This is a genomic window from Luteolibacter sp. SL250, from assembly GCF_026625605.1.
Classification (GTDB): Bacteria; Verrucomicrobiota; Verrucomicrobiia; order Verrucomicrobiales; family Akkermansiaceae; genus Luteolibacter.
In genome coordinates this window covers 2,633,034-2,656,588 of record NZ_CP113054.1, presented here as the reverse complement: position 1 = coordinate 2,656,588, position 23,555 = coordinate 2,633,034, and the positions used below count along the sequence as shown (strand labels likewise).

Sequence of the window (23,555 nt, the reverse complement as noted above, 5' to 3'; positions counted from 1 at the left end):
CATTGGGAACGGGCACGTGGTGAACCGTTGCAGACCATCAATCAAGCGCAATCCGGCGAGAGGAGCCGCCCCACCACTCAGATGCCCTCCACCGGAATCACGTCCACAGCCACCTTGAGCTTCTGCCCCCCAGCCCCGAGGGTGACACCCCGCAGGGGGCTGACATCCGAGAAATCCCGCCCCCAAGCGATGGTGATGTGACGCTCGTTGGGCAGCATGTCATTGGTCGGGTCCGCATCGATCCACCCGGCTTCCTCTCCGCAAAAAACCGACACCCAGGCGTGGGAGGCATCCGCGCCGGTCAACCGCGTCTGTCCTGCGGGTGGTTTTGTCTCCAGATAGCCGCTGACATAGCGCGCGGGCAGGCCGAGCGAACGCAGGCAGGCCAGCATGAGGTGCGCGAAGTCCTGGCAGACCCCCGCCTTCTTCCGGAGGACCTCCGACACCGGTGTCGCCACATCGGTTGCGACGGTGTCAAATTTGAACTCCCTGTGGATCCTGCCCATCAAGGCGATCACCGCCCCGAGGATCGGCCGGCCCGCAGGGAAATCCTGCCGGGCGTAGTCCGCGAATTCCTTCGCCGTCGGGACCATCGGCGAAGCGAAGCGGAAGGCCCCCGCCTCCGAATATCCATTCAGGACGGAAGATCCGCATGCGGCCCGGACACGCTCCCAGGCGGGGGTTCCCTCCGCCTTCGGATGCACGGTAGGGAAAACCTCCACGAAGCTGTGGGCGACCACCTCCAGTTCGCCGTGACTCCCCTCCATCTCGAAGTAGGTGGTCACATTCCCATAAGCGTCCGCATGGACCCCGCGTCCCACCGGAACCGGCTGGATGGAAAGCTCATGCCACGGGCAGCGCTGGTTGGGAAGAGGACGGGGCGCCAGCCGCGCCATGTGATGGGAAACGGTGACCATCCCCTCGTAGAGGTAGCTCGTGCGATGGATCAGCTCGTATTTCATCCGACGGGGGACCATCCCATGAACGACCTGCCCTGAAAAGGCGGAATCAGCCGATCCATGCCAGAAACTCCTGGTTCCCATCCGTGCCGGTGATCTGGGAAGGGATCACCCCCCGCCATTCGCGGCCGTGTTCCTCCGTGACGAATTTCCTGATCTTCTCCACCGCCCGTTCATGGAGCGCCGGATCACGGACAATCCCGCCTTTCCCGATGTCATCCCGGTCCAGCTCGAACTGGGGTTTGATGAGGGAAATCACACTGCCCTTTTCCTCCAGGATGGAGAAAACGGCGGGTAGCACCTTGGTCAGCGAAATGAAGGAAAGGTCCATCACCGCCAGCATGACCTTTTCTCCGATGTCCTCCGGGACCATATGGCGGGCATTGAACTGCTCTTTCGCGATCACCCTGGGGTCGTTCCTCAGCTTCCAGACGAGCTGGTTGGTGCCCACATCCACGGCGTGCACCCTGGCGGCGCCACGTTGGAGGAGGCAGTCGGTGAAACCACCTGTCGACGCCCCGACGTCAAAGCAGACCCAGCCGGCAGGATCCACGCCGAAGGCGTCCAGCGCCCCTTCCAGCTTGAAGCCGCCGCGTCCGACGTATTTCGGCTTCTCTTTCACTTCCAGCGGCGCGTCCAGCGGGAGCTTCACGCTCGGCTTGTCGATCACCCTGTCCCCGCTCTTCACTTCGCCTGCGAGAACCAGACGCTTCGCCTGTTCCCTGGAATCACAGAGACCCCGGGATACCAGCAGCGCATCGACACGTTCCTTCATGGGTGGGAGACCTTCGTGTCCTTGAAATATCCCCGCCCCGCAAGGCAATTTGCCGCTTGCCTACGCGCACCGCACCCGTCAACGATCCGCGCCGTGACGCGCCACCGCACCGACGACCTCCGTATTTCAGGCATCAATCCGCTCATTTCACCCGCGGTGCTCGCCTATTACCTGCCCATTTCCGAGCAGGCGTCAGAACTGGTGGCCAGCGCGCGTGCCCAGGCCGAAGCCATCCTGCGTGGCGATGACGACCGCCTGCTGGCCATCGTCGGCCCCTGCTCCATCCATGATCCGGAAGCGGCCATGGAGTATGCGGCGAAGCTCAAGAAAGAGGCGGAGCGCCTGAAGGACGACGTCTTTGTCGTCATGCGGGTCTATTTTGAGAAGCCCCGCACCACCGTCGGCTGGAAAGGGCTGATCAATGATCCGCATCTGGACGATTCCTTCGACATCAACCACGGACTCCGCGTCGCCCGCGGACTGCTGCTGGATCTCGCGAACATGGGAGTCCCCGCCGGCACCGAGTTCCTCGACACCATTTCCCCGCAATACATCGCGGATCTGATCGCCTGGGGCGCCATCGGCGCACGGACGACGGAATCCCAGATCCACCGGGAACTGGCGTCCGGACTCTCCATGCCCGTGGGCTTCAAGAATGGCACCGGAGGGTCGATCCAGATCGCGCTGGACGCCATCCAGTCCGCCTCCCGGCCGCACCACTTCCTCTCCGTCACCAAACAGGGAGTTTCCGCCATCGTTTCGACGGCCGGCAACGAATCCTGCCACCTGATCCTCCGCGGCGGGAAATCCGGACCGAACTACGACAAGGAAAGCGTGGCGGCGGCGGAAGCGATGCTGCGGGAGCAGAACCTGCCGCCCAGCGTGATGGTGGACTGTTCGCACGGGAACTCCATGAAAGACTACCGCAACCAGCCGATGGTGGCTGCGGATCTGTGCAACCAGATTTCCGCGGGATCCCGGACCGTCACCTCAGTCATGATCGAGTCCAACCTGGTCGAAGGCAACCAGGGGCTGTCCAAGGACCTTTCCTCGCTCGTCCGGGGCAAGTCCGTCACTGACGCCTGCATCGGCTGGGATGACACCGTGGAGGTTCTGGACCGCTTTGCGGCGGCCATCCGAGCGAGACGTCATTGACCTTTCCGCGGACAACGGCTATTTCCGGGAGGTGATGTCCAAGGCGGTTCATCCCGTATGCCGTGATCGCGTAGTTCGCGGCGTTATTGCAAATGATTGCTTCCCGCAACGTGGGTTGATCCGGTAATTTCCGGCCTGTCAGCCATGCGGCCCCACCCGGCTTCCTTTCCAGGAGAGACACTTTCACCTGTTCCCTTTTACTAATGGATCTCACCAGCGAATCGTCCCAGAGCGTCATCACCTGCCGTAACAGCCAAGGCACCGAGCTGACCGCGAACCTCCTCCGCATCAAGCGTTACTCCGTCGTCTTCGAGGTCTATAACCCTTATAGCATCCTCCAGCTCTCGGAAGTGCTTTCCGACTTCCGGATCATGGCATCACGGAGGCTGCTGTACCACGGCAAGGCGGTGGTCAGCAACCTGCTCAACACCGGCATCGTCCTGGTCTGCGAGGCGATGCTCGATGAAGGCTGGGTCGAGGTTGATTTCCTCTCCAGCGTCGCCGCGGATACCAGCGGTGACCTTTCCAGCCAGTTCCTCTCGTTCATGAGCGAGTGGAAGTCCGCCAACAAGGTGCAGGATCCGTTCAAGCTGGTGGTGGCGGACCTTTCCAGCATGCTCTCCGGAGTCCAGCACTGGCTCACCGGCGTGGATGTGGGCATCCGCACGACGGTGACGCGCCGCCGGGACGACCTGGAGCAGGAGATCTTCGCCAGCATCGAGAACCGCGTGGTCGAGGAGGTCCTTCCTTCCATGGAGAGATTCGAGGACATCGCGAAGGAAATCGGCGATGCGGAGATCGCCGTCCACAAGTCCTATGTGCGGCGTGAGATCCACCCCATCGTCCTCTGCTCTCCGTTCCTTTACCGGACCTACACGAAGCCGCTGGGCTACGCCGGCGACTACGAGATGGTGAACATGATGCTGAGGAACCCCTACGAAGGCTCCTCCGCCTTCGCCAAGCTCCTCAACTTCGCCCTTCTGAACACCGAGCCCGTGGTCGCCCACCGCAACCGCATCGACTACCTCGTCGAGCTGCTGCGCTCCGAGTGCGTCCGCAGGGTCACCAAGGGCAAGACACGGGTCTTCAACCTGGCTTGCGGTCCTGCGGTGGAAGTGCAGCGCTTCCTGCGCGAGTATGACGAGAGTGACCTGGCGGAGATCGACCTCCTCGATTTCAACGCGGAAACCCTCGAATACACCCGTGAGCGCATCGTCGAATCGCGGCACGCCGGCGGCCGGGAAACCCAGGTCCGCTACTTCCAGCGATCCGTCCACCAGCTCCTCCGCTCCGCGACGCAGGGCGGAGAGGAGGATTTCACCAACTACGACATCGTCTATTGCGCGGGTCTTTTCGATTACCTCTCCCAGCGGGTCTGCAAGCGGCTTGTCGAACTGTTTTGCACGATGGTGCGGCCGGGCGGCATCGTCATCGTGACCAACGTGGCCGCCGCCAATCCGCGGAAGGCGTGGATGGAATACGTGATGGAGTGGAACCTGATCTACCGGGATGATGACGAGATGAGGGATCTGGTCCCTGAGGGATTCCCCGTCTCCCGCGTCGAGATCAAACCTGACCTGACCGGTGTGAACCTCTTCCTGGAGATCGAGCGCGCCAATGCTTGAAACGGTCGTCCATACCCATGAGAACAGCGCTGAGTTCAAGCGTCTGTTCCGTGACTATGAAGATCGCATCGCCGTCTCCAATTCACGGCGGGCCGCGCTGCTCGCCGCGATTTTCATGCTCGGCGGATGCACGCTGGACTACGTCGTTTTTCCGGAGCTGGCCAACAGCTTCCTCCTCATCCGCATCGCCTCATTCGTCCTGCTGGGTTCGATCTTCCTGCATCTCGGCAGGATCGACGTCGAGGACAGGGGGCATTTCATCTCAGCCGGCATCGCACTGATCCCGCTCATCGCCATCTGCGCGATGATCGTGAGAACCGGCGGCGGCAACTCGGAGTACTACGCGGGCCTGAGTCTGGTCCTCGTCGGACTGTCACTGCTGCTCCGCTGGTCATTCCGGAAATCGCTGGCGATGATCAGCGTGTGCCTCGTCTTCTACGCGCTCAGCGTTTCGCTGGCGAAGGAACCCGTCAACCGGCAGATCCTTTTCAACAACAGCTATTTCCTTTTCGTCACCTCCGTCTTCGTGGTGGCGGGCAGCTATTTCTACGAGCAGCTCCGGTTCCGGGAGTTCGCCCTGCGCAACGAGGTGGAGAAGTCCCACGAGTTGCTGGAAAGCCAGAACAAGCAACTCAGCGAACTGGACGAGGCGAAGACGCACTTTTTCGCCAACATCAGCCATGAGCTGCGCACTCCCCTCACCATCATGCTCGGCATCACCGAGCGGTTGAAAGCCTCCATCTCCAGGCAACCGGCGGACGCGAAGATGACGGAGATGACCCAGATGCTGGAACAGAACGGCCTCCGGCTCCTCAAGCTGATCGACGACCTGCTCGACCTCGTCCGGTTCGACACGGGACACACGGACATCAACACCCAGGCCACCGCGATGGACGCCCACCTGGATGGTCTGTTGCTCTCGCTGCGGCACCTGGCGGAGCAGGACCGCGTCAGCCTGGTCTGGGAAGGCAAGTCCGACGTCGGGCGCGTGATGCTCGACCGGGACAAGTTCGATAAGATCCTGCTCAACCTGGTCATCAACGCCATCAAGTTCACTCCATCCCGGGGGGTGATCGATGTGAAGGTGGACATCCGCGGAGGAAAGCTCCTCCTCACGGTGGAGGACACCGGCGTGGGCATCGCCCCCCATATCCTGCCGCGGATTTTCGAGCGCTTCTGGCAGGTGGATACCTCCTCCACGCGGAAGTTCCAGGGGGCTGGTATCGGCCTCGCCCTGGTGCGCAGCCTCACACAGGCGATGGAGGGAGAGATCACGGTGGACAGCCAGCCGGGAGTCGGCACGAAGTTCACGGTGAATTTCCCGGTCGAAACGGCATCGGAAACGACCGAAACCGAGATCGAGGAACCCCTCAAACACGGTGGGAAGATCGCTGATCTCCACCGCCGTGCCGCCATGGCGGTCCCCGGGAAAATCCAGTCCACCACCCCGTCCGGCCCCACCGGCGCGCTGCGGGCACCTCTTCCACCGGTTTCCATCGGTGGCCGCCCGAGCACCGCGCGGCCGTTGGTCCTCATCGCGGACGATGAGCCGGACATCCGGCGCTTCCTGCGCATGCAGCTCGAGGACGTGGATGTCATCGAGGCGGCGGACGGCGCGGAGGCATTCCAGCTCGCCCAGCAACGCCAGCCGCAGCTCGCCCTTCTCGACCAGATGATGCCGGAGATGGATGGCGTGGAAGCCTGCCGCAGGATCCGCGAGAACCACACCACACGCAGCACCGCCATCATCATCCTCACCGCCCGCGCGGATGAGCAGACGAAACTCAACGCGCTCCAGGCCGGCGCGAACGACTTCCTCACCAAGCCGTTCTCCACCGCGGAACTGAGCCTCCGCCTGTCGAACCAGCTCGCGATGGCCCGCATCCGCCGGGAACTCCTCGACCTCAACACGGAACTCCAGTCCGCGATCGAACAGATCAAGGAGAATGAGGTCGCGATGGTGCGGAACGAGAAGCTTTCATCGCTCGGCCGGATGAGTGCTGGCATCATCCATGAGATCAACAACCCGTTGAACTACGCGACCGCCGGCCTGCACGCGCTCGCCACTTTCACCCGCAGTCTTCCGGACAAGGACCAGGAGGATTTCGAGGACATCCTGAAGGACATCCGCGAGGGCGTGGAGCGCGTTTCCCAGATCGTCATCGACCTGCGCCAGTTCACCCGTGAGGACAACGGCATCAGCGGGGACGCGGATCTGACCGAAGTCATCGCCCGCTCCCAGCGCATGGTGAGCCACCAGGTGGGCAAGGAAATCTCCTTCAAGCTGAACGCTCCGCCCCACGCGATGATCCGCGGCAATGCGAACCAGCTCGTCCAGGTTTTCGTCAACTTTTTCCAGAACAGCATCGACGCCATCAACGAGCGGCCCGCCGTGCCGGAACCCGCTCCCGGGCAAATCGAGGTCACCATCGAGCCGGTCGGAGAGGGCTGGACGCTCACCGTCCGTGACAACGGCGTGGGTATCCCTCCGGAGAACCTCCAGAAGATCTTCGACCCGTTCTTCACCTCGAAGGACGTTGGCAAGGGCATGGGCCTCGGCCTTTCCATCACCCACCAGATCCTCCAGGGACATGGCGCGATCATGGAGGTGGACAGCCGCCCGTCCCAGTACACCGTGTTCCGCCTGACATTCCCCGGCGTTGCCTCCAAACAACCGGGAGATTCCGCTCTCGACCCTGTCGCCTGACCCATTCTAGAAATTCACCCATTCATCCCTCCATTCCCTTTCCCCACTGATCCATGAGCAAAGACATCGACTCCTACGACTATCAACGCTATGCCATTCTCTTCGTGGATGACGAGGCGACCACACGGAAGTATTTCCGGCGCCTCTTCGGGGAGAAATTCCGCATTCTTGAAGCGGAAGACGGTGTGGAGGCCCTCGCGGTCTTCAAACAGCATGCGGACGAGATCGGCGTCATCGTGACCGACCAGCGCATGCCGAATGAAACCGGTGTCGGCTTCCTCTCGAAGATCGCGGACAAATATCCGGATATCATCAAGATCCTCTCAACGGCCTACTCCGACATCGACGCCGCGATCGGCTCGGTCAACCAAGGTGGCATCTTCCGTTACATGACGAAGCCGTGGGACATCCCGCAGCTCGAAGTGACGCTTCGCCGCGCGATGGAGTTCTTCACGGTCAAACGTGAGCGTGACGCGCTTCTGGGCGCGAAGATGCAGGCCATGGGCAACGTGCTGCTCTCGAGCCGCCTCGCTTCGTTCGCCCTCGCCCCCGTCTGTGCGGGCATTTCCCTGAAGCGTGGTGCTGAGGCCATCGCCTCCTTCCTCCAGACCGGGGTGGCCGGACGCCGCACCGGGGATGATGAGGAATCCGCCTTCCGCTCCCCGGATTGGGCACGGCTCCACAGCCGGCAGATCGAGCTGGCAACCGCCCTCGAGAAGCAACTTTCCGAAGCTCTCGCCGTTGCCGGCCTCCAGGAGCGCATCGCCGCCCTGGAAGCGCAGCTTACGGCAGCCGGTGCCGAGGACGTCCTCGTCGGCGCACCCGAGCTGGCCACACGCGTGCAGGCCAAATCCGATCCCACCCCCAAGCTGCTGGACGCCCTGCTGGGCCGGACCGACGACAGCGACATCATCACCGCGGCGGTCAGGATCCTGGCGGCCTATATGGCGATCTATGATGCGGGTGGCACCATCCGCCGCATCCGCGGAGAAGGCCTCACACTGGACATCACGGAAGTCACCTCCACCGCTCCGGCGAGGACTCCAGGCGCGGAGACCGCCAAGTGGCTGATCGACGACGATCTGCTGATCTCCGCCGCGCTGGGCCTCCTCTGATCCGGCACAAGGTCAGCGTCAGCGTTGACAAGCAAGGAATGTGAACTAGTGTGGGTGCGTTCATCCACCCTTACCCACCCCCGTGAAACGGCGCGAAGTCGAAATCATCCAGAAAGACGGTAGGCTGCTGGTTTTTTTTGCGAATGATGTCTTCCCGGCATCACTTCCCATCATTGCCCGTGAAAGCCGCTTCAATGCAACGGAGCTTTGCACCCGCCTCGGTGTGTCGGAGCGTCACCTGCGCCGCCTTTTCGAGGAAGGCCTCGGCATCGGCGCCAAGGAATGGCTCCGCCAGGAACGCATGGTGGTGGCACGCAACCTCCTGAGGGAAGGCACCCCGATCAAGGAAGTGGCCACCCAGCTCGGCTTCGCGAACTACAAGAACCTCAACCGGGAGTTCCTCGCGTTCTATGACATCAGCCCGTCCGACTACCAGCGGCGGGAGCTGGCGAAGCTGAAGGCCACCGCGATCTGAGCGGAGACGCTCAGAAACGCAGTGTCGTCTGCAGGACGAACGCGATGGCGTCTCCCGGAGGGTCCACGAAATTCGTCCTGCCACCTGGGTGCAGGACCCACTGCACGCTCGGCTGCAAGGTCCACCAGGCGGTCAACTGCGCCTTGTAGGAAAGTTCCACAAGCCCTTCATAGTCGGGGATCTGGAAGTCGGTGCCATAGTTGCGGTTCACGTCCCGCACGCCATCCCCGATGTCGTCGCTGACCTTGAGATAGGAAAGCCCCAGCCCGATGGTGTCCCAATCCCGTCCGGGGATCAACCCCTTGAGGACGATGCCGCCATCAATGCCGAACTCGGTGAGATTCCGGTCTCCCGGTGCGGCGGCAACCCGGAAGAAGCCGATCGCGCCCTGCATGGCCGGGTCCCCGCGCCCTTCCTCAAGCCAAAGATATTGTTCGGCGAGGAGGTAGCCGCCGTAGTTCCCACCATGTTCGCGGGGTTCCGGCGGATTGAGGCCGAATGATGAGTCCACGATGAAGGAAACACCTTCCCGCACGTCACTGAACTCATCGGTATGGTAGAATCCGCCAAGCTTCAGGCTGCCCGGCAAGCCGCTCTCCCGGTTCCAGCGGAAGCCGGTTTCCGCGTAGATGAGTGCCCCTTCACTCCCATCCAGGCTGAAGTCCACCCCGTGGTAGCTGTCGTCCGGATTCCCCTCGTAAACCGCCGCCTGGACGTAGAACCCGTCGGTGGGCTCCACTTTCATGAACACGCCCAAGGCACCATAGGGAGTCGAAGGCAGGGAATGGTTTCCGTACGGGAAATCAGGGATCTGATAGAGATTGAAGGCCAGCGTGGGATAGAAAAACGTCTGGTTGAGGAAATTGATGGAAGACAGCGAATTGTAATATTCCGGCGCGATGAAGTCCCGGTCCACGGACATGATACCCGCCTTGACCATCAGCTTGCCATCCAGCAGTTCCTGGGAATACCAGGCCTCCCACAGCCGGAGCATGTTCGAGAAATCGACAAGGTTCACCTTATTCATGTCCCCAATGTGTTCGTCGGAGAACCCCTCCTCGCCATGAAGCCACACGGAACTGAGGAAGAACCTTCCTCCGTCCAGACCGACGAGTTTCTCCAGATCAAGGTCAACCACCCCCAGAAGCGCTCCTTGGTACACGGTCCCGGTCTTGATCCCCCCATCCACGTTGCTTGGCAGGCTGCCGAAATAGAAAAGCTCGAAATCGGCCCCCCGCTCCTTGAGGTCCGTCCTCAATCCGCCCCAGGTTCCGAGCATGTAGTCGCCCTCCAGCCACGTCATCAGCGGGGACTTTTCCTGCGGAGCCGTGGCGGGCAAGTCACCTGCCATTGAAAGCGGGGCCGCCAGCGCGAGAGCCGTGAGGGAGATGGAGAGCTTGGAAAGCATGGATTTCATTTGCCTTTTGGTGAGGGTTTTTTCGTGGAAAGTTCCTTGCACACCCCTTTGATGATCCCCTTGAGGAGCATTCCCATGGTGGAGAAGTAGCTGTTGGTGATGTTCGAGGAAAGGTAGGCCAGGTAGATGTCATTGGAGGACGACCAGTTCCTCGACGCGAAGTACAGGGGCTTCTCAGCCACGCGGTACTTGGATTTGTTGAATGCCAGACCCTTGAAGTTGTAGATGTCGTTGCCGTATTTCTCGCTGAGCTCGAAGAACAGCTTCGCGAACTTGTCATCGTTGTATTTGCCCAGCTCCAGCCGGACGAAAGTCGCCAGGCAGAGGTTGAGCACCTCCTTGCCCTCCGCCCGGAAAATGTCCACGGCTTCCATGTGCACCGCCGTCGCCAGCCGTCCGTAGCGGGACTCATCACAGCGCGAGGTGTTCGCGGAGTAACCGATCACCTCACCGTCACGGTAGATCGGATCATAGAACACGAATCCCACGATCCCGCCCTCGCGGTCATAGGCGACGAATTTTCTCACATCCGGTTCCGTCCCCCACACCGGCTTGCGGGCGTAGATCCAGATCTCCCGGTCGTTGAGGATCTTGTTCCCCATCCATTTGGCGGAAACGGCCTCCAGCTTCGCCGGATCGATGTCCTCCAGCCGATCCTCACGGATGACGATCCCTTCGCGCTTGGCCTCGTTGCGCGCGCGCTTGATCATGTCCAGTTCCTTCCAGTTCCCCTGTGTGTTGTAGGTCTGGATGGGCAGTTCCGGTTCCGGCCCCAGGCAATTGATCTTGTAGCCGCGACGCCGCAGTTCCTCGGCGCAGTGTTCCGAGATGACGATGAAAGAGGCCTCCGGATCGTCCCCCAGAAACAGGTCCAGGAACTCCCCCAGGTCCTCCCTGGCGCAGACGGGATCCGCCAGGACGATCCGCTTTGGCTTGCGGGCGAAAACCGGGTGGGAGACCGTCGTGAAGGCAACGTATCCCAGCCGGTCATCGATGAAATACTCCATCCCGTCCTGAAGCGTGGCGTAGGACATCGCCTCCCGCCCATACTTCCGGAGAAATGGCGACAACTTCTCCCACTTTCCGGCTCTGTCGAATGTCAGTGCGTCTGGCCCGAGAATCTTCTGAATTGCCATGCGCGGGAACTATGTTCGGTTCGGAGCGGGTATCACGCCTTATCCTTCATTCAGCCAAAAAATCAAGGACGGCATGGTTGAAGGCCTCCGGAGCCTCGACCGGGGCGAAATGGCTCACTCCCTCCAGAATCCGGAGCCGGGCGGCCGGGATCAGTTCCTCCATCCTGCCGCTTTCCTCACGACGGACGATGTCGGTCTCCCCGACGAGCAGCAACACCGGGCACGCGACCTTTTTGAGATCTTCCTCCGCGAAGGCGGGGAGGGTCAGCCACATGTCCTTCAACTTCGAGAATATGACCGGCCAATGCTCCGGACCGTCCGGAGAGAGCGCCTTGTATCCTTCGGACAGGATGGCCGGAAAATTTTCCGGAGTGGCACCCTCGATCTCCTGGCGGAACTCATCCGTCATCCCTTCCGGCCGGGAATGGGTGCCGAACGCGACCACCTTCCGGACCAAGTCCGGCCGGTCCATGGCGATCTGGAGACCGGTCACCCCGCCGTCACTCCAGCCCACGATGTCCACCTCCGTCAGACCCAGGTGGTCCAGCAACGCCCCGAAATCCTCCGCCATGATGCGGAAGTCGATGGTCCCGCCGGCATCCGGCGTGCGCCCATGACCGCGGGCCTCGGGAACGATGAGTTTGTAACGCTCCGCAAGTGCGGGGATCTGGCAGAACCAGCTTTCGATGGTCGCCGCTCCACCGTGGATCAACAACAAGGGAGGCCCGTCACCAAAAGTTTCGTAGTAGATTTCCGCGCCATTGACGCTGACCAGGGCCCCTGGAGCCCGGTTCGGGATCTCGGGAATCCCCGTCATTTCCAGTGCCGATGACTCAAGGGTAACCTGCTCATCGTGAGCGGGTTTCGGGATGTTGTTTTCCATGATGAGCGGTGCTACCAGAACGACGCATCCGGCAAGCCCCTCATGTGGCCTCCTTTTCGGACCCGTCTGCCACGATGATCAGGAAAAGTTAAATTTCATCAATGCGAAAACTGAAATAAATTTCCGCATTTTCATGAATGGCACGGGAGCATCTCACTCGTGTTCACTGAGGAAGCGCTCGGCTTCCAAGGCGGCGGCACACCCCTGCCCTGCGGCGGTGATGGCTTGGCGGTAGAAATGGTCCGCGACATCACCCGCGGCGAAGAGGCCGGGCGTTTTGGTGGAGGTGCGGCCCGGATTCTGGAGGATGTAGCCGTTCTCATCCTTATCCACCAGATCGCCGAGGAACGCGCTGTTCGGCACATGGCCGATGGCGACGAACACGCATGCCACATCCAGTTCACTTTTCTCTCCGGTCACCAGGTTGGTGATCTCCACGGCGCGCATCTCGCCCTTGTCGTCAGTGAGGTATTCGGTGACGCCGGAATTCCACACCGGTTCGATCTTCGGGTTTGCCAGAGCGCGATCGGCCATGATTTTGGACGCACGCAGTTCTTCCCTGCGGTGGATGAGATAGACCTTGCTGGCGAAGCGGGTGAGGAATCCCGCCTCTTCGCAGGCACTGTCCCCTCCACCGATGACGGCAACAGGAACGTCCCGGTAGAACGCACCATCACAGGTGGCGCAGGAGGTGAGGCCGTGGCCGATGAGTTGCTTTTCATTCGGCAACCCCAGGTGACGGGGGGCCGCTCCGGTGGCAATGATGACGGTCTTCGCCTCGAAAGATTCCTCACCAGCTTTCAGGAGGAAGGTGCCGTCCGCGCGTTTTTCCACGGATTCCACGCTGGCCCATGCAATGCGGGCGCCGAATTTCTCCGCCTGGCTCTGCATGTTCATCATCAGCTCCGGCCCCATGATCCCCTGCGGAAAGCCGGGGAAGTTCTCGACTTCGGTGGTCGTCGTGAGTTGGCCTCCGGGCTGGGTTCCGGAAAGAAGGAGCGGCGAGAGATTGGCGCGGGCGGTGTAGATCGCGGCGGTGTATCCGGCACATCCGGTGCCGATGATGATGACGTTTTCCATGATTCAGGGAGGCGCTGTGGCGCGGAGGAGTATTCGGACGGATCGTCCGATCCGTCAACCTCTTCACTGGATGCCGCGCAGCATTTTCTGCTGCTTGATCCAATCCCGGTCCTGGGAGGAAAGACGCTCCTCCTTCGTCTGTGAACGGAGGCCGTCCGGCTCGATCAGAACCAGGTTCCCCTTGTGGTAGTTCAGAAGCTTGGCGAACACCTTGCGCCCCTTCGTGTCCTGCCACTCCCGGTAGCCTTTTTTCTCCAGCCCCTTCCTCCAGGTCCCGTAGGTGGTGGAGGAAGCGATCTCACCCTGTTTGATGAGACCCCAGGTGAAATCCGCGTCGCCCCGCTTGTAGCCACGGTAGCGTCCGACGACTTCGCCGTTCGGACCGAGCAGCAGGAGGGTCGGATGACCGAGAACCTTGTAACGCTTCTTCAGATCGGTCGCAGCCTGTTTCCGCCGCAGCACCTTTTCATCGTGTTCCGCGAAGCTGTCGGTCTCAATGGAGGGATTCGAATCCACGACAAGACGGACCAATTTCTCATCCGCCCAGGCACCGAAATCCGGCCTGGAGAACAACTCCTCGCTGAGCGCTTTACCGGGCGCGGACCGAGGATCCGTGAACCAGATCAGCAGCGGCTTCCCTTCTCTGGAAGCCCTCCGTCTGGCGACGGCCTCGTTATCCTCCCAAGGACCCTTCCTGGGATTCGAAAGCAGTGTGCCGAGTTCCGGAAGCCCCTTGTCCGGATTATCCGGATCCGTGAAGACGAGATCCTCCTCCGGGACGATGGCAGCGGCAAGCCGCGCGGCATCCACATTCCCCCCGGGAGCAACCTGGGTGCCGTCCCTGCCTTTCGGCCGGAGCTCAGGGGGGATGCCGGTGGCACCGAACGGATTGGGTTCCTTCCCTTCGTCCTTCTTCCCCAGTCCGCAGGCAGTGACGCAGAGCCCCACCAACCCGGCAAGGCAGATACGGATGCTGGCGGCGGAAAATCGGACCGGAAAAGCCATGGTGTTACTTCTTGAGGCGGACGGGGGTTCCGCAATAGATGCAGCGGAACCATTTGAACGTCAACATATGGAGGGCCGTGGGGATAATGTGCCCGATACCCGGAACATGGTGGGCTTTGGAGTTTTTCCGGCAGTTGCGGGGCCAGAATAGACGCTGGCCGCAGATCCGGCATTTTCCGCCCACTCCGAAGATCAGGTAAAGGAATCCCACCACGGGAAGGGCAGCCGGGATGGCAAGCAGCCATTTCGGCACCCACGGAAGGCTTCCGGGGAACTGGTCCGAAACAAAGAGCAACCCTGCGGATAGGATGGCGGCAGGCAACAGGATCATCAGCAGCAACGTGATGATCGCCCCCAGCGCCAGACTCATCGGATGGGTGTGGAGGACGCCCTTGATAAAGAAGCGTGAATTCGGATTTTTCCCGCGGTTCGTCTCTTCACGGGGAGCACGCAGAAGGGCCACACGGTCGTTCTCCTGCAGGGACTTTTTACGGGGCGGCCTCTGTGCCGGGATATTGGAAAACTCCTCGAAGGTCTTCACCCGGCTGGTATCGATATCCAGACGAGACTCCGGTACCGCCGCCCTTTGGATGAGGCCGCTCGGAGAAGGTCTGGATAGGTCGGCGGGTTCCCGCCGGGCGGATGAGCCGGCAACTGGCCGCTCTTCCGGAGATGGCGCCGCCGGGCGTGAATCCTCATCACTGTCGCTCACCCGCACCTCCAGATCACCGGAGTACCGGTTGAGCAGGATGGCCGGCGGGATGTCGGAAACCGCCAGCTTGTTGTCGACCATGATCTTGACCGGCAGAGGGATGGCACAGGGGGAATCCTCCAACATCTGGGCGACCTCGGCGTTCCCCTCATAGTTCACCGGCATCTGCCGGGGCGCTTCCTTCCCTACCGGCAGCGCTGAGATCCCGGTCATTTCACGGGCGGTCTCAACCCATTCCTCCACGGATTCGCGTGCCGGAGTATGATTGGAGATCTTCAGGATGGAATTCGCCTTTTCCAAGGCGGCAACAAGATCATCCACCCCAGCATGGGCAATCGCTTCAATGTCGAGAAATCCCGCGACTTCGAGCAATTCCTGAACTGATTTCCCGATTCCGGGAATGGTGGTGATCTGCGCCATTCTGGGTTCTGCCGCTGAAAATAGGGATACCGCCGTCCGTGGCAAGCGTCATCCCAATGCCGAAAGCATATCCCGCAGTTGCTGGAGTTTCTGTTTCCAGTCCGCAAGGCGGGCCTTCTCCTGTTCCACAACCTCAGGCGGGGCCCGGTCCACGAAGCTGGCATTGCCCAGTTTGCCCTCGGCTTTCCGGACTTCCTGCTCGGTCTTCTCAATCTCCTTGGTGATGCGGATGCGCTCCGCCTCCACATCGATGAGGCCTTCCAACGGCATGTACACTTCACCCACGGGCGTGATGGATGCGGGAGTGCCTTTCGGGGCTTCGTAGGAGGAATCGAGGACGATCTCCCCCGCCCCGGCAAGCAGCGCGAGGATTTTCGCCTCGGAGGCAACCCAGTCCGGAGCCAGTTTGACGATGAAGCGGATGTCCTTCCGCGAACCCATCTTGTACTCCGCCTTCAGATTGCGGATGCGGGCTGCGGCTTCATAGATATCGGCGGCGACTTTCTTCGCCGCATCGATGCTCTCCACGTGGACAAGTGCCAGCAGTGGCTCATCCGGCAGCGGCTTGCACATCAGGTATTCCCCGGCGGAAACGTAGCCCATGCGGCTGGACAGCTCCTCCGTCACGTGCGGCATGTACGGATGCAGGAGCTGGAGGAAACGGCTCATCACCGCATCGAACGTGCCCAGCGTGGCCGCGCGCTCCGCAGGCGTCGCGGTTTCCCGCAGGTCCAGCTTCACCGCTTCCAGGAAGCGGTCGCAGAACTCCGCCCAGAGGAACTCGTAAAGGCGCTGGGCGATCTCACCGAAGCGGTAGTCCGCGTAGAGCGCCGCCAGATCCGCGTTCAGTTCGTCCAGCTTCGCCATCACGTCCAGGTGATAGACGGGCAGGTCCGTGTAGGTCTCCAGCAGTTGCACCTCCTCCCCCGCCATCTGGCGGAAGCGGCAGGCATTGTAGAGCTTGTTGGCGAAGTTCCGGCCTTCCTCGATGGAAGTCTCGTCAAAACGCACGTCCGAGCCAACGGGGGCGATGCGCATGAGGCCGAACCGCAGGCCATCCGCACCGTATTTCTCCATCAGGTCGATGGGGTCCGGGGAGTTGCCGAGAGATTTCGACATCTTGCGCCCCTGGAGGTCGCGGATGATGGCGGTGAAATACACGTTCCGGAACGGCAGTGCGCCGGTGAACTTAAAGCCGGCCATGATCATCCGGGCGACCCAGAAAAAGATGATGTCCGGACCGGTGACGAGATCGTTGGTCGGATAGAACTTTTTGAGCGTGTCGGATTCCTCGCCCACATCCGCCATGGTGGCGAACGGCCACAGCCAGGAGGAGAACCAGGTATCCATCACGTCCTCGTCCCGCTCCCAGTTGTCCGCATCCGCGGGAGGCTCCACGCCCACGTGGATGTCCCCGGCGGTGAAGTCAGTCATGTCGAGGGACTCCGCGTTCTTCAGCGCCTCCAGCTTGTCCTTGCGATACCACACCGGGATCTGGTGACCCCACCAGAGCTGGCGGCTGATGCACCAGTCCTGCAGGTTCTCCATCCAGTGGGCGTAGGTCTTCGCCCAGCGTTCCGGGCGGAAGACGATGTCGCCGTTGGCCACCGCCTCGGACGCCTCGTGCACGCAGGGGTATTTCAGGAACCACTGCATGGAAATGCGCGGCTCGATCGGCACGTCGGCGCGTTCGGAGAAGCCGACGTTGTTGTCGTATTCCTCGATCCTGATGAGCAGTCCCATCTCCTCCAGCTTCGCGGCGGCGCGCTTGCGTGCGACGAAGCGGTCGAGGCCGTGCAGTTCCGGCACCTCCGGGCAGTTGATGTGGGCGTCCGGGGTGAGGATGTCGATGATCTCCAGGTTGTGGCGCTGGCCGATCTCGAAGTCCGCCTTGTCATGCGCGGGGGTGATCTTCAGCGCACCCGTGCCGAACTCCATGTCCACGTGCTCGTCCGCGATGATCGGGATCTCCGCGAGCGGGAACGGCCGGATGACCTTTTCACCGATGTATTTCGCGAAGCGCGGATCCTTCGGGTTCACGGCCACGGCGGTGTCCCCCATCAGGGTTTCCGGGCGGGTGGTGGAAATTTCGAGGAATTCGCCATCCGAGCCGGAGATGGCGTACTTCATGAAATACAGCTTCGACCGCTGCGGCTTCATGATCACCTCCTCATCGGAGAGCGCGGTGAGGGAGACCGGGCACCAGTTCACCATCCGCTTGCCGCGGTAGATGGCGCCGTCCTTGAACAGCTCCACGAAAACGTGGCTCACCCACTTCGTGTAGGCCTCATCCATGGTGAAGCGCTCGCGGCTCCAGTCACAGGAACAGCCCAGCCGCTTGAGCTGGTTGATGATGATGTCGCCGTGCTTGTTCTTGAAATCCCAGACACGCTCGAGGAAAGGCTCGCGGCCGAGGTCACGGCGGGTCTTGCCTTCCTTTTCGCGCAGTTCCCGCTCCACCTTCGCCTGGGTGGCGATGCCGGCGTGGTCCGTTCCCGGGAGCCAGAGCACTTCCTTCCCGTTTTGGCGGGCGCGGCGCGCGAGGATGTCCTGAAGGGCATTGTTCAGGACGTGACCGAGGTGCAGGATGCCGGTGACGTTCGGCGGAGGAATGACGATCGAATACCCTTCCTTCTCCGAAGAAGGATCGGCTTCGAAGCATTTTCCATCGATCCAGGCGGCGTACCATTTGGCTTCCACCGCCTGCGGTTCATAGGCTTTCGGCAACTCGGACATTGGGGGCGGATGGTTGCCACGGGGTTCCGCGTTTGTCCAGCAAACGCCGCGTTACAATCCCCGGGGTTGAATGGGGCCTTCTGCCGCGGGCAGGATCCGGTTGTGGAGCTTCATGGCGGCGATGCTGGTGGGGGACTGAACGAACCGGAGGTCAAAAGACGGCACATCCTGCCGAAGGCGGTGGCGGTGGGGATCACCGCAGGGGTCGTCGCCTCCGCATTCCGGCTGGGACTTGAGGAGGTGGAGCACCTACGCGAAGTCCTGATCGCCCGGCTGCCACGCGGACCGGCACTGATGGCGGCCGTGGCCGGAGGCGCATTTCTCGGCGGTCTGGGCCTATGGCTGGTGAGGCGGTTCGCACCGGAAGCCGCAGGCAGTGGCATCCCGCATCTGCAGTCGGTCCTGCTCGGAGAAAAGCCCATGAGGTGGAAGCGGGTGCTGCCGGTCAAGTTCATCGCAGGACTCCTCAGCATCGGTGGTGGGATGGCTCTGGGCCGTGAGGGCCCGACGGTCCAGATGGGCGGTGCCGTCGGCATGATGGTCGCCGGTTGGTTCCGCATCCGGACCGGATTCGGAGAAAAGAAGGCGCTGATGTCCGCCGGGGCAGGTGCAGGTCTGGCGGCCGCGTTCAACGCACCACTGGCAGGGGTGATCTTCGTCCTGGAGGAACTCCAGCGCAGTTTCACTCCGGTGGTCTTTGTCGCTGCCTTCCTCGCGTCCGTCTGCGGGGATGTGGTGTCGCGGTTGCTGGCCGGGGATTCCCCCATCTTCCATCTTGGAAGCCTACCGGAAATCCCCCTGCGCGAGCTTCCTCTGGCGCTCCTGCTCGGTGTGCTGGCGGGGTTCGCCGGCATCCTTTTCAACCGCTCGTTGGTAGGCACCCTCAGCGGCTTCGAACGGTTGACGAAATCGGATTGGGTGCCCGGAGCACTCGCCGGCGGTCTGTGCGGTCTGGCCGCCTGGTCGATGCCCGGTCTGGCCGGTGGTGGCGGCTCCATCGCGGACCAGGCGATCTCCGGGGGCATCGCGCTGTCGTTGCTGCCGGTTCTATTGGTGGCCCGTTTCGCGCTGACGATGGTTTCCTACGGCTCCGGAGCGGCGGGCGGCATCTTCGCGCCGATGCTGGTGATGGGAGCTTTGGGCGGCTTGCTGATGGGACAGTCCATCGAAAGCATCTTCCCGGCGGCGCTCGGGCACCCGGAGGTGTTTTCGGTGCTGGGGATGGGAGCGTTGTTCACGGCGGTTGTCCGGGCCCCGCTCACGGGCGTGGTTCTGATGGTGGAGATGACCGGCCATTACGGCTTCATGCTCCCGCTGCTGGTGTGCTGCCTGACCGCCTACGGCGTGGCGGAGCGGCTGGGTGAGCCCCCCATCTATGAATCCCTGAGACGACGGGGAAAGACGACGGACTGACTCCGCAGCGTCAGCGCTTTTTCCCGGCCACGGGGATTCGCTTCTGGGCGAAGATCCACTCACCCAGCTCCGGCTTGCCGTAGACTTGATCCGTGATGATGTGGCCTGCGCCGGGAAGCTCGGTGTATTGGACATTCCCCTTCACCCCCTGCATGGCGGCGTACATTTTCCGCGAAGCCTCCACCGGCACCGAGTCATCCTTGTCGCCATGGAAGATCCAGATGGGCACGCCCTTCATGGTCTCCGCTTTCGAGGCGTCCCCGCCTCCGCAGAGTGGCACCGCACAGGCGAACACATCCGGCCACTTGGCGATCATCCCCCAGGTTCCGGCACCACCCATGCTGGAGCCGGTCAGGTAGATCCGGTCCTTGTCGATGGGCAGGTTGTCGGAAAGGTCCGTGATCAGGGCCATCAGGTTGTCCGCGACTTCATTTTTCCAGCCGATCGCCCGGTCCGGGCACTGCGGCATGAGCATGAAGAACGGTTGCTTTTTCTGCGCCTCCTCATTGTAGAGCTGGCGGGGTGAACCGGCCGCCTGGGAGGTATTGTCATCCCCGCTCTGTCCGGCACCGTGGAGCCAGACCAGCAGCGGGTAACGCTTTTTCCCATCCCATTTGGGATTCCCCTTGATCTGATATTTCAGCCCCTTTTCGGAGACGTTCTTCGTGAACTCCCCCTCCACCATCTGGGTGGCGAACTTCCCGTCGGTGAGGCTGTAGTCGAGCGAGTTCTTCTTCACCATCGCCATCACGAAGTCCCGGTCCTCCTGGGAGAGCCGTTCCATCGGAATCCTGACGATCTTGAAGTTCTTCGACGTGTTGACCTTGATCTCCGTCTCCGAGTATTCGAGCAGTTCCGCCTGGAGGGACTTGCCGTCATCGGACTTCCACTCCCGGACGATTTTCACCTCCGGCTTGGTCATCCCGTTGAGTGATCCCGGTTCCTTCGCGTGGAGGAACGCCGGAAAGAGGATCAATCCGAGGAGCAGGGTTTTCATGGGTTTTCAAAAGGAGGGGCGCACGCCGATGCGCCCATCTGGATCATGAAAGCGCATCGGCGTGCGCCTGGCCATCACTTGCCGAAGAGCAGGCAGATCGGCTTCGGAGCGGAGACCGTGTTGGCCGGTTCACCGAGCTTGCCGGTGGCGGTGTCCAGCGCCAGGACGCTGATGGTGTTCGTGTCCTGGTGGCCGATGAGCATCCACTTACCCGATGGGTCGATCTTGAAATGGCGTGGGGTCTTGCCGCCGCACGGCGCGTGCTGGACGAAGGTCAGCTTGCCGCTTTCCGCGTCCCGCGCATAGACAGCGATGGAGTCGTGACCGCGGTTGGAGCCATAGACGAACTTGCCGTTCGGATGGACTTCGACTTCCGAAGTGGTGCTTTTTCCGCTGAAGTCCGCTGGCAGGGTCGGCACGGTCTGGATTTCCTTGAGGCCGCCCTTTCCGTCATGGCTGGCGACGAGGATGGTGTTGTCCAACTCGTTGATGACGTAGGCGTGCTTTTCGTCGGGCGAGAATGCGAGGTGGCGTGGACCCGCACCAGGCTTCGTGCCAAGAGGCTCGGAGACTGTGATCTCAGACGTTTTCGGGTCATGCTTGTAGACCAGCACCTTGTCGATCCCCAGGTCTGGCATGAGGAGGAACGCGTTCGACTTGTCGAAATAAACGCCGTGGGCGTGCGGTCCCTTCTGGCGGCCGGTCGGGCCACTGCCGGTCGCGATGATGGTCGAGGCGAGCTTTCCGAACGAACCGTCCTCACCGAGGCGGATGGTGGAGGTCGTGCCGTCGTTGTAGTTCGCCACGGCGAGGGTGCTGCCGGTGGCATCGAGCGCGATGTGGCAGGGGCCTTTGCCGCCGCTTGAAGTCTCGCTGATGAACTCCAGCGTGTTTCCCGCACCGATCTTGAACGATGCGATGCCACCGGTCTTGTCCGGGAACTCCTGCTTCGGGCTGCCCGCCGCGTAGAGCACCGGCTTCGAGGGATGAAACTCGATCCAGCCGGGACCCTTGTATTCGGCGGCGAGCTTCGGTTCGGTGAGCTTGCCGGTCGCGGAGTCGAAATCCGCGAGGTAGATGCCGTCGGCTCCCGTGCCGATGAAGACAGGAGCGGCGAAGACGGAGGATGAAAGCAGGAAGAGGTTGAAAAGTGTGGTTCGCATGGGTCCGGGGTAGAACGGGATTCTCAGAGGGTTTGTTTCAGACGTTGAATTCGAAGTAACGGTTCGCGTTGTGGAAGCAGACATCTCCGATGAGCTTCGCCAGCATGTCGAAGTCGTCCGGCAGCTCGCCCCGCTCCGCCTCGGCGCCGATGAGGTTGCAGAGGATTCTGCGGAAGTACTCATGCCGCGGGAAGGAGAGGAATGAGCGGGAGTCGGTCAGCATGCCGACGAAGCGGGAAAGCAATCCTGTCTGGGAGAGGGCGTCGAGCTGCAGCTCCATGCCGTCCTTCTGGTCGAGGAACCACCAGCCGGAGCCGAACTGGATTTTTCCGGCGACGGTTCCGTCCTGGAAAGCACCGGTCATGGCGGCGAGCAGGTAGTTGTCCCGCGGATTGAGGTTGTAGAGGATGACTTTCGGCAGCGCATCCAGCTTCGCCAGCGCATCCAGATAAACGACGAGCGCGCGTCCCTGATCGTAGTCACCGATGGTGTCGTAGCCGCTGTCCGGCCCCAGCTTCGCGAACATCCGGGAGTTGGTGTTCCGGAAAGCGCCGAGATGGAGCTGCTTCGTCCAGCCTTTCGCCGCATCGAGCTGGCCGAAGAAAACCATCAGGTAGAAGAAGAACTTTTCCTTCTCCTCCGCCGTGGCCGCCCTGCCCGCACGGGCATTGTCAAAGATGGCGGATGCCTCCGCATCCGTGCAGGGAAGCGCGGGGCAGCGGTCCAGACCGTGGTCCGAGAGGCGCGCACCGGCTGCATGGAAGTCATCATGGCGCTTCTGGAACGCGGCCAGCAGATCGGAAAGCGTGGTGATGGAGATGCCGGAGGTGGCCTCCAGTTTCCCCAGCCACGGGTTCAGCAGATCCGGGCGGTCCACCAGCCACGCCTTGTCCGGTCGGAACGTCGGCACGACCTTGGTCCTGATTCCCGACTCCGCGATGGCAAGGTGGTCGTCGAGAGGATCCGCCGGATCATCCGTCGTGCCCACCACCCGCACGTCGAATTTCTTCAGGATGCCATGGGTGGAGAAGTCGGCCTCCTGGAGTTTCTCGTTCGTCCTTTCCCAGATCTCGTCCGCCGTTTCCGGAGAGAGCAGCTTGTGGATGCCGAAGTAGCGCTGGAGTTCCAGATGCGTCCAGTGGTGCATGGGATTCCGCAGGGTGTAGGGCACCGTCTCGGCGAAGGCCTGGAACTTCTCCCGCGGCGAGCTGTCACCGGAGATCAGGCTTTCGTCGATGCCATTGGCCCGCAGCAGGCGCCACTTGTAGTGGTCACCGCCCAGCCAGATTTCCGCGATGTCCTTCCACCGGTGGTTCGTGGCGATCTCACGCGGCGAGAGGTGGCAGTGATAGTCGATGATCGGCTGGTCCTTGGCCACCTCGTGGAAGAGGCGGCGGGCGGTGTCGGAATGGAGCAGGAAATTTTCGTCGAGGTAAGCCATCGCCCGCTCATAACACCCGTGCGGGCGTCCCCTCCACAAGCGATAAACGCGGATGGAGTGAAAATGATCTGATTCTGAAATGCGTCCCGCCCGGGAGATAGGCCATCCAATGAAAATCCCATTGCCAAGCAGCCTGCCCCTGTGCCAAGCATTCGCCGCCCGCGCGCCTCACATCCCGCGGCACAAAAGGCCGGCTTAGCTCAGTTGGTAGAGCAACTGATTTGTAATCAGTAGGTCAACGGTTCGAGTCCGTTAGCCGGCTCCATTTCCCACGCCGTGGCACGCTGCGAAAATACCCTCTGTGCCCGGGGAATTGGCTTGTGAAGATGATCTGTGAGAGA

The 23,555-nt window shown here is 61.7% G+C and carries 18 protein-coding genes and 1 tRNA gene; 7 read left to right on the top strand and 12 right to left on the bottom strand.

Features of this window, described 5'->3' with window-relative positions:
* Nucleotides 1-77: 77 nt before the first annotated feature.
* Together OVA24_RS11625 and OVA24_RS11620 are read right to left on the bottom strand one after the other, a co-directional pair.
* Nucleotides 78-962: a transglutaminase family protein gene (locus tag OVA24_RS11625; RefSeq protein WP_267669970.1), complete on the bottom strand. Its 885-nt coding sequence runs from the start codon at nt 960-962 to the stop codon at nt 78-80.
* Nucleotides 963-1,008: 46 nt separating this feature from the next.
* Entirely contained in the window at nt 1,009-1,734 is a 726-nt protein-coding gene (locus OVA24_RS11620) for a TlyA family RNA methyltransferase (protein ID WP_267669969.1), read from the bottom strand.
* 93 nt (nt 1,735-1,827) lie between these two features.
* Between OVA24_RS11620 and OVA24_RS11615 the strand changes: the two genes are divergently transcribed.
* The 5 genes from OVA24_RS11615 (at nt 1,828) to OVA24_RS11595 (ending at nt 8,811) form a co-directional block, all read left to right on the top strand.
* Nucleotides 1,828-2,889, top strand: a complete 1,062-nt coding sequence (locus tag OVA24_RS11615) for a 3-deoxy-7-phosphoheptulonate synthase (protein ID WP_267669968.1) — start codon at nt 1,828-1,830, stop codon at nt 2,887-2,889.
* A 203-nt stretch (nt 2,890-3,092) separates the two neighbouring features.
* Nucleotides 3,093-4,514, top strand: a complete 1,422-nt coding sequence (locus OVA24_RS11610) for a class I SAM-dependent methyltransferase (RefSeq protein WP_267669967.1) — start codon at nt 3,093-3,095, stop codon at nt 4,512-4,514.
* The gene (locus OVA24_RS11605; protein WP_267669966.1) at nt 4,507-7,221 is read left to right on the top strand and encodes an ATP-binding response regulator; all 2,715 of its coding nucleotides are present in this window, start codon (nt 4,507-4,509) and stop codon (nt 7,219-7,221) included. Before OVA24_RS11610 ends, OVA24_RS11605 begins: the two co-directional genes overlap by 8 nt.
* Nucleotides 7,222-7,274: 53 nt before the next feature.
* Nucleotides 7,275-8,336 (top strand): response regulator, encoded by a 1,062-nt coding sequence (locus tag OVA24_RS11600; RefSeq protein WP_267669965.1) that lies wholly within the window; start codon nt 7,275-7,277, stop codon nt 8,334-8,336.
* A gap of 82 nt (nt 8,337-8,418) precedes the next feature.
* Complete coding sequence (locus OVA24_RS11595; RefSeq protein WP_267669964.1) at nt 8,419-8,811, top strand: helix-turn-helix domain-containing protein; 393 nt, start codon at nt 8,419-8,421, stop codon at nt 8,809-8,811.
* Nucleotides 8,812-8,821: 10 nt separating this feature from the next.
* On the opposite strand, the gene OVA24_RS11590 is transcribed toward OVA24_RS11595, so the two are convergent.
* The 7 genes from OVA24_RS11590 to OVA24_RS11560 form a co-directional block, all read right to left on the bottom strand.
* Nucleotides 8,822-10,219 carry a carbohydrate porin gene (locus tag OVA24_RS11590; protein ID WP_267669963.1) on the bottom strand — a complete coding sequence of 466 codons (1,398 nt, stop codon included), beginning with the start codon at nt 10,217-10,219 and terminating at the stop codon, nt 8,822-8,824.
* 5 nt (nt 10,220-10,224) lie between these two features.
* A complete protein-coding gene (locus OVA24_RS11585) occupies nt 10,225-11,364 on the bottom strand; it encodes a phosphatidylglycerol lysyltransferase domain-containing protein (protein ID WP_267669962.1) in 1,140 nt (379 codons plus the stop codon).
* Between the two features lie 46 nt (nt 11,365-11,410).
* Complete coding sequence (locus OVA24_RS11580) at nt 11,411-12,247, bottom strand: alpha/beta fold hydrolase (RefSeq protein WP_267669961.1); 837 nt, start codon at nt 12,245-12,247, stop codon at nt 11,411-11,413.
* Nucleotides 12,248-12,400: 153 nt separating this feature from the next.
* Complete coding sequence (gene trxB, locus OVA24_RS11575) at nt 12,401-13,327, bottom strand: thioredoxin-disulfide reductase (RefSeq protein ID WP_267669960.1); 927 nt, start codon at nt 13,325-13,327, stop codon at nt 12,401-12,403.
* Between the two features lie 63 nt (nt 13,328-13,390).
* Nucleotides 13,391-14,332, bottom strand: a complete 942-nt coding sequence (locus OVA24_RS11570) for a thioredoxin family protein (protein WP_267669959.1) — start codon at nt 14,330-14,332, stop codon at nt 13,391-13,393.
* 4 nt (nt 14,333-14,336) lie between these two features.
* Nucleotides 14,337-15,464: a DUF4332 domain-containing protein gene (locus OVA24_RS11565; RefSeq protein WP_267669957.1), complete on the bottom strand. Its 1,128-nt coding sequence runs from the start codon at nt 15,462-15,464 to the stop codon at nt 14,337-14,339.
* 48 nt (nt 15,465-15,512) lie between these two features.
* Complete coding sequence (locus OVA24_RS11560; protein WP_267669956.1) at nt 15,513-18,200, bottom strand: valine--tRNA ligase; 2,688 nt, start codon at nt 18,198-18,200, stop codon at nt 15,513-15,515.
* 66 nt (nt 18,201-18,266) lie between these two features.
* On the opposite strand from OVA24_RS11560, the gene clcA reads away from it, so the two are divergent.
* Nucleotides 18,267-19,613 (top strand): H(+)/Cl(-) exchange transporter ClcA, encoded by a 1,347-nt coding sequence (gene clcA, locus OVA24_RS11555; RefSeq protein WP_267669955.1) that lies wholly within the window; start codon nt 18,267-18,269, stop codon nt 19,611-19,613.
* 10 nt (nt 19,614-19,623) lie between these two features.
* On the opposite strand, the gene OVA24_RS11550 is transcribed toward clcA, so the two are convergent.
* From OVA24_RS11550 to uxaC, 3 genes are all read right to left on the bottom strand, one after another.
* Nucleotides 19,624-20,610, bottom strand: coding sequence for a carboxylesterase family protein (locus OVA24_RS11550; protein WP_267669954.1), 987 nt, complete (start codon nt 20,608-20,610; stop codon nt 19,624-19,626).
* A 74-nt stretch (nt 20,611-20,684) separates the two neighbouring features.
* Complete coding sequence (locus tag OVA24_RS11545; protein ID WP_267669953.1) at nt 20,685-21,773, bottom strand: lactonase family protein; 1,089 nt, start codon at nt 21,771-21,773, stop codon at nt 20,685-20,687.
* A 37-nt stretch (nt 21,774-21,810) separates the two neighbouring features.
* Entirely contained in the window at nt 21,811-23,214 is a 1,404-nt protein-coding gene (uxaC, locus tag OVA24_RS11540) for a glucuronate isomerase (RefSeq protein ID WP_267669952.1), read from the bottom strand.
* Between the two features lie 189 nt (nt 23,215-23,403).
* On the opposite strand from uxaC, the gene OVA24_RS11535 reads away from it, so the two are divergent.
* Nucleotides 23,404-23,479: transfer RNA gene (locus tag OVA24_RS11535), tRNA-Thr, on the top strand.
* The last annotated feature ends 76 nt before the right edge of the window (nt 23,480-23,555 follow it).